Origin of the sequence: Enterobacter cloacae complex sp. GYL001 (assembly GCF_049237125.1) — a bacterium.
Lineage (GTDB): Bacteria > Pseudomonadota > Gammaproteobacteria > Enterobacterales > Enterobacteriaceae > Enterobacter > Enterobacter hormaechei_C.
On the sequence record NZ_JBMKGW010000002.1, the window covers coordinates 552,772 to 564,929 of the forward strand.

Annotated in this window: 12 protein-coding genes; 10 read left to right on the plus strand and 2 right to left on the minus strand. The window is 61.5% G+C overall.

Translation table 11 applies throughout. The features are described 5' to 3' along the window. Window positions 1-21: 21 nt before the first annotated feature. Genes ACOTWU_RS06725 through hycI form a run of 8 tightly spaced genes read left to right on the plus strand, consistent with a single transcriptional unit; the run spans window position 22 to window position 7,265 of the window. Window positions 22-630 (plus strand): 4Fe-4S dicluster domain-containing protein, encoded by a 609-nt coding sequence (locus ACOTWU_RS06725; protein WP_017382803.1) that lies wholly within the window; start codon window positions 22-24, stop codon window positions 628-630. After that, window positions 627-2,441: a formate hydrogenlyase subunit 3 gene (gene hycC, locus ACOTWU_RS06730; protein WP_126498811.1), complete on the plus strand. Its 1,815-nt coding sequence runs from the start codon at window positions 627-629 to the stop codon at window positions 2,439-2,441. The genes ACOTWU_RS06725 and hycC overlap by 4 nt, the downstream gene beginning before the upstream one ends. A gap of 1 nt (window position 2,442) precedes the next feature. Beyond that, entirely contained in the window at window positions 2,443-3,366 is a 924-nt protein-coding gene (locus tag ACOTWU_RS06735) for a respiratory chain complex I subunit 1 family protein (RefSeq protein WP_017382801.1), read from the plus strand. Between the two features lie 15 nt (window positions 3,367-3,381). Further along, window positions 3,382-5,091, plus strand: a complete 1,710-nt coding sequence (gene hycE, locus ACOTWU_RS06740; protein ID WP_032660327.1) for a formate hydrogenlyase subunit HycE — start codon at window positions 3,382-3,384, stop codon at window positions 5,089-5,091. Between the two features lie 9 nt (window positions 5,092-5,100). After that, a complete protein-coding gene (locus ACOTWU_RS06745) occupies window positions 5,101-5,643 on the plus strand; it encodes a formate hydrogenlyase complex iron-sulfur subunit (RefSeq protein ID WP_126498812.1) in 543 nt (180 codons plus the stop codon). Next, entirely contained in the window at window positions 5,643-6,410 is a 768-nt protein-coding gene (locus ACOTWU_RS06750) for an NADH-quinone oxidoreductase subunit B family protein (RefSeq protein ID WP_032669323.1), read from the plus strand. Before ACOTWU_RS06745 ends, ACOTWU_RS06750 begins: the two co-directional genes overlap by 1 nt. Then, window positions 6,407-6,817, plus strand: a complete 411-nt coding sequence (locus ACOTWU_RS06755; RefSeq protein WP_063159876.1) for a formate hydrogenlyase maturation HycH family protein — start codon at window positions 6,407-6,409, stop codon at window positions 6,815-6,817. The genes ACOTWU_RS06750 and ACOTWU_RS06755 overlap by 4 nt, the downstream gene beginning before the upstream one ends. Then, window positions 6,810-7,265, plus strand: coding sequence for a hydrogenase maturation peptidase HycI (gene hycI / locus ACOTWU_RS06760; RefSeq protein WP_017382797.1), 456 nt, complete (start codon window positions 6,810-6,812; stop codon window positions 7,263-7,265). Before ACOTWU_RS06755 ends, hycI begins: the two co-directional genes overlap by 8 nt. A gap of 88 nt (window positions 7,266-7,353) precedes the next feature. On the opposite strand, the gene ACOTWU_RS06765 is transcribed toward hycI, so the two are convergent. Continuing rightward, the gene (locus tag ACOTWU_RS06765; RefSeq protein ID WP_220719731.1) at window positions 7,354-8,778 is read right to left on the minus strand and encodes a 6-phospho-beta-glucosidase; all 1,425 of its coding nucleotides are present in this window, start codon (window positions 8,776-8,778) and stop codon (window positions 7,354-7,356) included. Window positions 8,779-8,796: 18 nt separating this feature from the next. Then, window positions 8,797-10,248, minus strand: coding sequence for a PTS cellobiose/arbutin/salicin transporter subunit IIBC (ascF, locus tag ACOTWU_RS06770; RefSeq protein WP_017382795.1), 1,452 nt, complete (start codon window positions 10,246-10,248; stop codon window positions 8,797-8,799). 189 nt (window positions 10,249-10,437) lie between these two features. On the opposite strand from ascF, the gene ACOTWU_RS06775 reads away from it, so the two are divergent. Together ACOTWU_RS06775 and hydN are read left to right on the plus strand one after the other, a co-directional pair. After that, on the plus strand, window positions 10,438-11,475 hold the full coding sequence (locus ACOTWU_RS06775) for a LacI family DNA-binding transcriptional regulator (RefSeq protein WP_323132051.1): 1,038 nt from the start codon (window positions 10,438-10,440) through the stop codon (window positions 11,473-11,475). A gap of 133 nt (window positions 11,476-11,608) precedes the next feature. Next, window positions 11,609-12,154, plus strand: a complete 546-nt coding sequence (gene hydN / locus ACOTWU_RS06780; RefSeq protein WP_017382793.1) for an electron transport protein HydN — start codon at window positions 11,609-11,611, stop codon at window positions 12,152-12,154. The last annotated feature ends 4 nt before the right edge of the window (window positions 12,155-12,158 follow it).

A 12,158-nucleotide genomic window follows, 5' to 3' on the forward strand; every position in this document is an offset into this window, starting at 1 on the left:
CTATCACCAGAGGATGACCCGGTGAACCGTTTTGTAATTGCTGACTCGACGGTCTGTATTGGCTGTCGGACCTGTGAGGCGGCGTGCTCGGAAACGCACCGCCTGCACGGGCTACAGTCCATGCCGCGCCTGCGCGTCATGCGTAATGAGAAAGAGTCTGCCCCGCAGCTCTGTCACCACTGTGAAGACGCTCCGTGCGCGGGCGTCTGTCCTGTCAATGCCATCACCCGCGTTGACGGCGCGGTACAGCTGAACGAAAGCCTGTGCGTGAGCTGCAAGCTGTGCGGCATCGCCTGTCCGTTCGGCGCCATTGAGTTTTCAGGCAGCCGTCCGCTGCATATTCCGGCGAATGCTAATACTGCGAAAGCGCCGCCTGCGCCACCGGCTCCGGCACGCGTGAGTACGCTGCTGGACTGGGTGCCGGGCATTCGCGCCGTTGCGGTGAAGTGCGATCTGTGCAGCTTCGATGAGCAGGGTCCGGCCTGCGTGCGGACCTGCCCGACCCGGGCGCTGGTCCTGGTCAACATCCGCGACATCGCTCGCACCAGCAAACGCAAGCGCGAGCTGACCATCAATACCGACGTCGGCGATCTTTCGCTGCTGCGGGCGCTTAACGAGGGGGCGAAATGAACGCGATAGTTATGATGACCAGCGGTGTGGCCTGGTTTGCCGCCGCCGCTGTCCTGGCGCTGCTTCTCTCCTTCCATAAAACGCTGAGCGGGGTGATCGCCGGTATCGGCGGGGCGGTCGGCAGCCTGATGACGCTGGCGGCGGGCGGGGTTGTCCTGATCGACGGCCAGTCCGTCGACACCCTCATCCCGCTGATTCACCACGCCGTTGAGCTTACGCCGCTGAACGCCATCTGGCTGATAACCTTTGGCCTGTGCGGACTGTTTATCAGCCTGTTTAATATCGACTGGCACCGACATCAGCACAGCAAAGCCAACGGCCTGCTGGTTAACCTGTTGATGGCCGCCGCGGTCTGTACCGTTATCGCCAGCAACCTCGGCGCGCTGGTGGTGATGGCAGAAATCATGGCCCTGTGCGGCGTGTTCCTGACCGGATGCAGCGCCTCCGGAAAGCTGTGGTTTGCGCTCGGACGTCTCGGTACGCTGCTGCTGGCGCTGGCCTGCTGGCTGGTGTGGCAGCGTTTCGGCACGCTGGATTTTGCCGCGCTTAACGGTCAGCCGCTGGGCAACGACGTCTGGCTGTTGGGCGTAGTCGGTTTTGGCCTGCTGGCCGGGATTATCCCGCTGCACGGCTGGGTGCCGCAGGCGCATGCCAATGCCTCAGCCCCGGCCGCTGCGCTGTTCTCCACCGTGGTGATGAAGGTCGGTCTGTTCGGCATCCTGACGATAACCCTGTCGGGCGGTCAGCCGCCGCTGTGGTGGGGCGTGGCGCTGCTGATTGCGGGGATGATCACCGCGTTCGTCGGCGGGCTGTACGCGCTGATGGAGCACAACATCCAGCGTCTGCTGGCGTACCACACCCTGGAGAACATCGGGATTATCCTGCTCGGCATGGGCGCGGGCGTCACCGGGCTGGCGCTCAACCAGCCGGCGCTGATTGCCGCCGGGTTTATTGGCGGTCTGTATCACCTTATCAACCACAGTCTGTTTAAAAGCACCCTGTTCCTCGGTGCGGGCAGCGTCTGGTTCCGCACCGGGCACCGCGATATTGAAAAGCTCGGCGGGATTGGCAAAAAAATGCCCGTCATTTCGCTGGCGATGCTGGTCGGGCTGATGGCGATGGCTGCGCTGCCGCCGCTGAACGGCTTTGCCGGCGAGTGGGTGATTTATCAGTCCTTCTTCGCCCTCGGCCAGAGCGAGGCGTTTATCGGGCGTTTACTCGGCCCGCTGCTGGCGGTGGGCCTGGCGATCACCGGCGCGCTGGCGGTGATGTGTATGGCGAAGGTTTACGGCGTCACCTTCCTGGGCGCGCCGCGCACCCGCGAAGCGGAAAACGCCTGTTGCGCCCCGGTACTGATGGCCACCAGCGTGGTCGCACTGGCGCTGTGCTGCATCGCGGGCGGGGTTGCCGCGCCGTGGTTGCTGCCGCAGCTGGGCCACGCCATTCCGCTGCCGCTGGTCACGGCGCATACCGTCGTTTCCCAGCCGATGATGGCGCTGCTGCTGATTGCCGCGCCGCTCCTGCCGTTCGTGCTGATGCTGTTCTTCAGACGCGACCGTCTCGCCTCCCGCTCGCGCGGCGCGGCGTGGGCCTGCGGCTACGAACATGAGCAGTCGATGGTCATCACCGCCCACGGTTTCGCTATGCCGGTGAAGGAGAACTTCGCCGCCGTGCTGAAGCTGCGCCACTGGCTGAACCCGGTGGGCTGGGTGCCGGGCTGGCAGGGTGCCGCCGTGCCCGTGCTGTTCCGCCGCCTGGCGCTGATCGAACTGGCGGTGCTGGTGGTGATTGTCATTTCACGAGGAGCCTGACATGAGTCTGTTACTGGCAATTCTTCAGGCGCTGGTGCTGTTCGCCGCCGCGCCGCTGCTGTCGGGCATCACGCGCGTGGCGCGCGCCCGGCTGCACAACCGTCGCGGACCTGGCGTGCTCCAGGAGTACCGCGATCTCTTCAAACTGCTTTCCCGTCAGAGCGTCGCGCCGGACGCCGCAGGCTGGGTGTTCCGCCTGACGCCGTTTGTGATGGTGGGCGTGATGCTGACCATCGCCACCGCGCTGCCGGTGGTGACGGTGGGCTCGCCGCTGCCGGTGCTGGGCGATCTGATTACGCTGATCTACCTCTTCGCCATCGCGCGTTTCTTCTTTGCGATTGCGGGTCTGGATACCGGCAGCCCGTTTACGGGTATCGGCGCCAGCCGCGAGGCGATGCTCGGCGTGCTGGTTGAGCCAATTCTGCTGCTGGGGCTGTGGGTCGCCGCGCAGGTTGCAGGCTCGACCCATATCAGTTTTATCACCGACACCGTTTACCACTGGCCGGTTTCACGTTCTCTCCCGCTGGTGCTGGCGCTCTGCGCCTGCGCGTTCGCCACCTTTATCGAGATGGGCAAGTTGCCGTTCGATCTCGCGGAAGCGGAGCAGGAATTACAGGAGGGGCCGCTCACCGAATACAGCGGCTACGGCTTTGCGGTGCTGAAGTGGGGCATCAGCCTCAAGCAGCTGGTGGTGTTGCAGATGTTCGTCGGCGTTTTCTTCCCGTGGGGGCAGATGACGCACTTCTCTGCGGGCGGCCTGCTGCTGGCCGTGGTGGTGGCTGTGCTCAAGCTGCTTATCGGCGTGCTGGTGATTGCCCTGTTTGAAAACAGCATGGCGCGCCTGCGTTTTGTTGAAACGTCACGCATCACCTGGGCCGGTTTTGGTTTTGCATTTTTAGCGTTCGTCTCCTTGCTGGTGGCGTGATTAAAGAGAGTGTTTATGTCTGAAGAAAAGAAAGGTCAGCAGTATCTCGCCGCGTTGCATCAGGCTTTCCCGGGCGTGGTGCTGGAGGAGTCCTGGCAAACCAAAGACCAGATCACCGTCACCATTAAGGTGAACTATCTGCCGGAAGTGGTGGAGTTTCTCTATTACCAGCAGGGCGGCTGGCTGTCAGTGCTGTTCGGCAACGACGAGCGTCAGCTGTGTGGCAACTATGCGGTGTACTACGTGATGTCGATGGAGCAGGGGGAGAAGTGCTGGCTCACCGTGCGCGTCGAAGTCGACCCGAACAAGCCGGAATACCCCTCCGTCACGCCGCGCGTGCCTGCCGCCGTCTGGGGCGAGCGCGAAGTGCGCGACATGTATGGTCTGGTGCCGGTTGGCCTGCCTGACGAGCGCCGCCTGGTGCTGCCGGACGACTGGCCGGATGAACTCTATCCGCTGCGCAAGGACAGCATGGACTACCGCCAGCGCCCGGCCCCGACCACCGACAGCGAAACCTACGAGTTCATCAACGAGCTGGGCAGCAAGAAGAATAACGTGGTGCCGATTGGCCCGCTGCACGTTACCTCCGACGAACCGGGCCACTTCCGCCTGTTCGTCGACGGCGAGAACATTATCGACGCCGACTACCGCCTGTTCTACGTCCACCGCGGCATGGAGAAGCTGGCGGAGACCCGCATGGGCTACAACGAAGTCACGTTCCTCTCTGACCGCGTGTGCGGCATCTGCGGCTTTGCCCACAGCACCGCCTACACCACCTCGGTGGAAAACGGCATGGGGATCGTGGTGCCGGAACGCGCGCAGATGATCCGCGCCATTCTGCTGGAGGTGGAGCGCCTGCACTCGCACCTGCTCAACCTCGGCCTGGCCTGCCACTTCGTCGGCTTTGACTCCGGGTTTATGCAGTTCTTCCGCGTGCGCGAGGCGTCGATGAAGATGGCGGAGATCCTTACCGGGGCGCGTAAAACCTACGGCCTGAACCTGATCGGCGGGATCCGCCGCGACCTGCTGAAAGACGACATGATCCAGACCCGCCAGCTGGCGCAGCAGATGCGGCGGGACGTGCAGGAGCTGGTGGACATGCTGCTCAGCACGCCAAACATCGAGCAGCGCACCGTGGGCATCGGCCGTCTTGACCCGGAAATCGCCCGCGACTTCAGTAACGTTGGTCCGATGGTGCGCGCCAGCGGCCACGCCCGCGATACCCGCGCCGATCACCCGTTCGTCGGTTACGGCCTGCTGCCGATGACCGTGCACAGCGAGCAGGGCTGCGACGTCATCTCCCGTCTGAAGGTGCGCATCAACGAGGTATTCACCGCGCTGAACATGATCGACTACGGCCTCGATAATCTGCCGGGCGGCCCGCTGATGGTGGAAGGCTTCACCTACATTCCAAACCGCTTTGCCCTCGGCTTTGCCGAAGCGCCGCGCGGGGACGACATCCACTGGAGCATGACCGGCGACAACCAGAAGCTCTACCGCTGGCGCTGCCGCGCGGCGACCTACGCCAACTGGCCAACCCTGCGCTACATGCTGCGCGGCAATACGGTCTCTGACGCGCCGCTGATCATCGGCAGCCTCGACCCGTGCTACTCCTGCACCGACCGCATGACCGTCGTGGACGTGCGCAAGAAGAAAAGCCAGGTGGTGCCGTACAAAGAGCTTGAGCGCTACAGCATCGAGCGTAAGAACTCGCCGCTGAAATAAGGATTCGCCATGTTTACCTTCACCAAAAAAGTGATCAAAACCGGCGCGCAGACCAGCAGTTATCCGCTGGAGCCGATCCCGGTGGATAAAAACTTTCGCGGCAAGCCGGAGCACAACCCGCAGCAGTGCATCGGCTGCGCGGCCTGCGTCAACGCCTGCCCGTCGAATGCCTTAACGGTGGAAACGGACCTGAAAACCGGCGAGCTGGCCTGGCAGTTTAACCTCGGGCGCTGCATCTTCTGCGGCCGCTGCGAGGAGGTCTGCCCGACGGTGGCCATTCGCCTGTCTCAGGAGTACGAGCTGGCGGTGTGGAAAAAAGAGGACTTCCTCCAGCAGTCGCGCTTTGCGCTGTGCAACTGCCGCGTCTGCAAGCGTCCGTTCGCCGTGCAAAAAGAGATCGACTACGCCATCGCGCTGCTGAAGCACAACGGCGACGTCCGCGCGGAGCATCACCGCGAAAACTTCGAAACCTGCCCGGAGTGCAAGCGTCAGAAATGCCTGCTGCCGTCTGACCGCATCGATTTAACCCGCCATATGAGAGAGGCCAGCTGATGGAAAACTTACTCGGCCCGCGCGACGCTAACGGCATTCCGGTGCCGATGACGGTGGACGAATCCATCGCCAGCATGAAGGCGTCGCTGCTGAAAAAAATCAAACGCTCGGCCTACGTCTACCGCGTGGACTGCGGCGGCTGCAACGGCTGCGAGATTGAGATCTTCGCCACGCTGTCACCGCTGTTTGACGCCGAGCGCTTCGGCATCAAAGTGGTGCCGTCTCCGCGCCATGCGGACATTCTGCTGTTTACCGGGGCCGTCACCCGCGCCATGCGATCCCCCGCGCTGCGCGCCTGGCAGTCCGCGCCGGACCCGAAAATCTGCATCTCGTACGGTGCCTGCGGCAACAGCGGCGGCATCTTCCACGACCTGTACTGCGTCTGGGGCGGCACCGACAAAATCGTGCCGGTGGACGTCTACATTCCGGGCTGCCCGCCGACGCCCGCCGCGACGCTGTACGGTTTTGCCATGGCGCTCGGCCTGCTGGAGCAGAAAATCCACGCCCGCGAGCCGGGCGAGCTGGACAACCAGCCAGCCACTATCCTGCACCCGGATATGGTGCAGCCGCTGCGGGTGAAGATCGACCGCACGGCGCGCAGGCTGGCGGGCTACCGCTACGGACGCCAGATTGCCGACGATTATCTGCGCCTGCTGAGCCAGGGCGACCATCAGGTGGCGCGCTGGCTGGAGGCGGAAAACGATCCGCGACTCAATGAGATCGTGGCGAACCTGAACAGCATCGTGGATGAGGCGCGTATCCGATGAGTGAAACGGTGGTGTTCAGCCAGCTGAGCCGTAAGTTTATTGATGAGAACGATGCCACGCCGGCTGCGGCGCAGCAGGTGGTCTATTACAGCCTGGCGATTGGGCATCACCTCGGGGTGATCGACTGCCTGGAGGCGGCGCTGAGCTGCCCGTGGGCCGATTACCTGGCGTGGATCGCCACGCTGGAGGAGGGCAGCACGGCGCGGCGCAAAATGGAAGGCGTGCCGAAGTACGGCGAGATCGTGATCGACGCCAACCACATTGCGATGTTCGCCAACGCCTTTGACGAGGCGCTGAGCAGGCAAACCCCCGAGCAGCAGGCGTGGAGCAAAACGCTGCTTAGCATGCTGCACGATATTCATCAGGAGAGCGCCATCTACCTGATGGTGAGGAGATTACGTGACTGACGTTTTACTGTGTGTCGGCAACAGCATGATGGGCGACGACGGCGCGGGTCCGCTGCTGGCGGAACTGTGCGCCGCAAACCCGCCGGGCAGCTGGGTGGTGATTGACGGCGGCAGCGCGCCGGAAAACGACGTGGTGGCCATTCGCGAGCTGCGCCCGGACAGGCTGTTAATCGTTGATGCCACCGATATGGGGCTCAACCCCGGTGAGATCCGCCTGATTGACCCGGACGACATCGCCGAAATGTTTATGATGACGACGCACAATATGCCGCTGAACTACCTGGTCGATCAGATTAAAGACGACGTGGGTGAGGTGCTGTTTCTGGGGATTCAGCCGGACATTGTCGGGTTCTATTACCCGATGACGCAGCCGGTGAAAGAGGCGGTGGACGTGGTCTATTCACGGCTTGCCGGGTGGGTTGGGGATGGGGGATTTTCTCAGCTCTGAGCAGTGCCGGGTGGCGGCTTCGCCTTACCCGGCCTACCAAACCCATCCCCCTCTCCCTGTGGGAGAGGGCTGGGGTGAGGGCAACAGGCTACTCCAGATCCCCCCCGTTACTCGCAATCACCTTCTTATACCACCAGAATGATTTCTTGCGCTTGCGGTCCAGCGTGCCGTTCCCGGCGTCGTCCCGGTCGACGTACACAAACCCGTAGCGCTTGCTCATTTCCCCCGTTGAGGCCGAGACAAGGTCAATGCAGCCCCAGGTGGTGTAGCCCAGCAGCGGTACGCCGTCCTCAATCGCATCAGCCATCGCGCGAATATGCTCGCGCAGGTAGCTGATTCGGTAGTCGTCGTTGATCTCGCCGTTTTCATCAATGACGTCCTTCGCTCCAAGGCCGTTTTCCACCAGGAACAGCGGCTTCTGGTAGCGGTCGTACATCATGTTCATGGTGATGCGCAGGCCGAGCGGGTCAATGCCCCAGCCCCATTCGCTCACCTGAATATGCGGGTTGCGCAGGGACTTCACGATGTTCGCCGCGCTGGTGTTTCCCGCGTTCATGTCCGCCGACGCGCAGCGCGAGGCGTAATAGCTGAACGAGACAAAGTCGACGGTGTTTTTCAGCAGTTCATCGTCGCCCGGGTCTTTCACAATCACCACGCCTTTCTCGCGGAACACGCGGGCAGAGTAAGCCGGATAGCTGCCGCGCGCCTGCACGTCGATAAAGAACAGGTTCTCGCGGTCTTTTTCCAGCGCCATCCACACGTCTTCCGGCTTGCAGGACCAGGGGTAAAAATTGCCGCCCGCCAGCATACAACCGACCTGGTTTTCCGGGTTCACCTCGTGGGCAATTTTGGTCGCCAGCGCGCTCGCCACCAGCTCGTGGTGCGCGGCCTGGTACTTCACCTGGTCCTCGTTTTCACCTTCTTCAAATACCAGCCCCGCGCCGGAGAACGGGCTGTGCAGCATGATGTTGATTTCGTTGAAGGTCAGCCAGTATTTCACCAGCCCGTTAAACGCCTCGAAGCAGGTGCGGGCGTAGCGGGTGAAGAAATCCACCATCTTACGGTTGCGCCAGGAGCCGTACTCCGTCACCAGGTGCATCGGCACGTCGAAGTGGCAGAGCGTCACCAGCGGCTCGATGTTGTACTTTTTACACTCCTCGAACACCGCGCGGTAGAAGGCAATGCCTTCCTGATTCGGCAGCGGTTCGTCGCCGTTCGGGTAGAGGCGGCTCCAGGCAATCGAGGTGCGGAACACCGTAAAGCCCATCTCCGCCATCAGGGCGATGTCTTCTTTGTAGCGATGGTAAAAATCAATCGCCTCGTGGCTCGGGTAGAATTCGTCGTCCCGCAACGAAAACCGTTTTTCCTTGCCGACTTTTACCGCCAGACGGTTTGCGCCGTGGGGGATCATGTCGACCGTCGTCAGTCCTTTGCCGCCATCACGGTAAGCCCCTTCACTCTGGTTGGCGGCAAGCGCGCCGCCCCATAAAAATCCTTGTGGAAAAACAGACATTCTTACCTCGCTTTCAGTTTATGCTTCTGCTGCTTTGTTCTGTACCGGTGCGGTTTGCAGGGCGCGTGCTTTTTCGGCTTCGTCTTCTACCGGGATATCCTCAAACCCTAACAGCAGGGTTAGCACAAACGACAGCACTACCGCCAGACCCATCACGCCAAACACCCAGACGATGGTCATCGGGTTGGCCGGGTCGAAGAACTGCACGCTGGTAAACAGCCCCGGCGCCGCCATCGAATGGCTGGCAAGGCCTGCCATGCCTGCCACCGCGCCGCAGATAAAGCCGCTGATCAGGCTCGCAATCAGCGGACGCTTCAGGCGTACCGCTACGCCGTACAGGGCCGGTTCAGAGATCCCCGCCATGATGGCGGAGGCCGCCGCGGCCAGCGCCGTCTGGCGCAGCTCCGGATTTTTGGTTTTCCACGCCACCGCCAGCGACGAACCGCCGAGCGACAGGTTGGCGCCGATCTCCGACGGCATCACCATCCCTTCTTTGCCCGTTTCGGCAATGGTCTGGATGATGGTCGGCGTAAACACGCGGTGCATCCCGGTCATCACCAGCAGCGGCCACAGCGCGCCCATAATGGCAACGGAGAGCCAGCCCAGATAGCCGTGAATGGTGTAGACCAGCGCGGAGATGGCGCTGCCGATCCAGATCCCGAGCGGGCCAATCAGTACGATGGCGAGCGGGGCGGCAATCAGCACGATCAGCATCGGCTTGAGGAAGTTTTTGGTCACCGCCGGGGTAATGCGATCCACCCAGCGTTCGATGTATGACAGGCACCAGGTCATCACCAGGGCGGGGATCACCGTGTAGGTGTATTTCACCGCCGTCACCGGAATGAAGGCGAACTCAACGTGCTCGCCCTGCGCGGCTTTCGCCATCAGCTCGATAAAGCTCGGGTGAACCAGAACGCCCGCGATGGCGATTGCCAGCGACATGTTGGTTTTGAACTTCACCGCCGCGGACGCCGCCACCATCAGCGGCAGGAAGAAGAACGCGCCATCGCCGATAACGGTCAGGATCGTCAGCGTCGGGTCGCCTTTGCCCAGCACGCCGGTCATCTCAAGGATCATCGCCAGCAGCTTGACCATCGACCCGCCGATGATCGCCGGGATCAGCGGAGACATGGTGCCGATCAGCGCGTCGAGGATCCCGGCGCCAATCCGGCGCAGCGTGAGCTTCTGTGGACCTTCCGCTACGGCAGGTTGCAGGTTAGCGGGCAGCAGGCTCACCACTTCACGGTATGCCTGGGACACGGTGTTGCCGATGATCACCTGACACTGGTTGTCGTTGCGCACCACGCCGAGCACGCCGCTGATGCTTTTCAGGCGTGCGGCGTCGGTGAGGCTTTCGTCTTTCAGGACGAAGCGCAGTCGCGTCATACAGTGGGTGACGGCGACGATGTTCTCTTTGCCGCCCAGCGCGCTAACGACGTCGGTCGCCAGCGCAGCGTAATTTTTTGCCATCGGATGTGATCCTGTTATCGTTGTGAGAAGTGTAGGAAACCGGTTTCACACAATCATCATGAGTTTCTTTTAATGAAACAAGATCACTTTTTATGCATTTTTTCGTTTCGTGATGACGATCACTCGTGGCCGTAAAAAGCGTGATAACGCCGCTGCGACAATTTTTCTGCGGTGCAGTACACTGCGCCCATCAGGTTCAGACGGAATAATAATATGACCACGATGCTGGAAGTGGCGAAGCGGGCAGGCGTATCAAAAGCGACGGTCTCCCGGGTACTGTCGGGGAACGGTTACGTCAGCCAGGAGACGAAAGACCGGGTTTTTCAGGCCATCGAAGAGAGCGGGTATCGCCCCAATCTGCTGGCGCGAAACCTGGCGACCAAACGCACCCAGACTCTGGGGCTGGTAGTGACGAACACCCTGTACCATGGGGTCTACTTTAGCGAGCTGCTGTTTAACGCCGCGCGGATGACGGAAGAGAAGGGGCGTCAGCTGATCCTGGCGGACGGCAAGCACAGCGCCGAAGAGGAGCGCGAGGCGATCCAGTACCTGCTCGACATGCGCTGCGACGCGGTAATCATCTATCCGCGTTTTCTGAGCGTGGAAGCGCTGGACGAGATCATTGAGAAATGCGAGCAGCCGATCATGGTGCTCAACCGCCGTTTGCGGAAAAACAGCAGTCACAGCGTCTGGTCCGATCATAAAGCGTCGTGTCAGGACGCGGTATCGCAGCTGATTGAGAAAGGCCACCGGGAGATTGCGTTTATCACCGGTTCGCTGGATTCCCCCACCGGGGTGGAGCGTCTTTCCGGCTACAAGGACGCGCTGGCGCAGCACGGGATTGCAGTTCGCGACGCGCTGATCGCCGAAGGGAAGTGGAACCCGGCCAGCGGCGCGGCGGCGGTCTCTCAGTTGCTCACCCGCGGCGAAACGTTTACCGCGCTGGTGGCGAGTAACGACGACATGGCGATTGGCGCCATCAGGCAGCTGCACGAGAGCGGCGTCGCCACGCCGGGCGCAGTGTCCGTCATCGGCTTTGACGACGTGGCAATCGCGCCCTATATCGTGCCGTCCCTCTCCAGCGTGCGTATTCCGGTAACGGAGATGATTCAGGAGACCATCAGCCGTATGATTTTCATGCTCGACGGCGGTGAGTTTAAGCCTCAGCAAACCTTCTCCGGCGAGCTTATCCTGCGCGACTCCGTCATTGACGGCCCGCATCGCTGACGTCGACATCAGTCATCGTCACTAATGACGATGACAGATCCCTCTCTTTTAAATTTCCCTATAAAATCAATGCATTAAATATTGGCACGGTTTATGAATAGCTTCGCGCATAACAGTAATGCCGGAGAAGCAGATGAACCGTTTTATTATGGCCGATGCCAGCAAATGCATTGGTTGCCGTACCTGTGAAGTGGCGTGCGTGGTGTCCCATCAGGCAGAGCAGGATTGCGCCTCTCTCACCCCTGATACCTTCCTGCCGCGCATCCACGTCATTAAAGGCGTGAATATTTCTACCGCCGCTATCTGTCGCCAGTGCGAAGATGCGCCGTGCGCCAACGTCTGTCCGAACGGGGCGATTAAGCGCGAGAAAGGCTTCGTGCATGTGATGCAGGAGCGCTGCATCGGGTGCAAAACCTGTGTGGTGGCGTGTCCGTATGGCGCGATGGAGGTGGTGGTTCGCCCGGTGGTGCGCAACAGCGGTATCGGGCTGAGCGTACGCGCGGAGAAAGCCGAAGCCAATAAATGTGACCTCTGCTACCACCGCGACGCCGGTCCGGCGTGTATGGAAGCCTGTCCGACGCATGCGCTGGTCTGCGTCGATCGCGACAAGCTCGAACAGATGAGTGCCGAAAAACGCCGCCGCGCGGCGTTCGACACCTCGTCATCGCTGCTGTTTTAAGCTG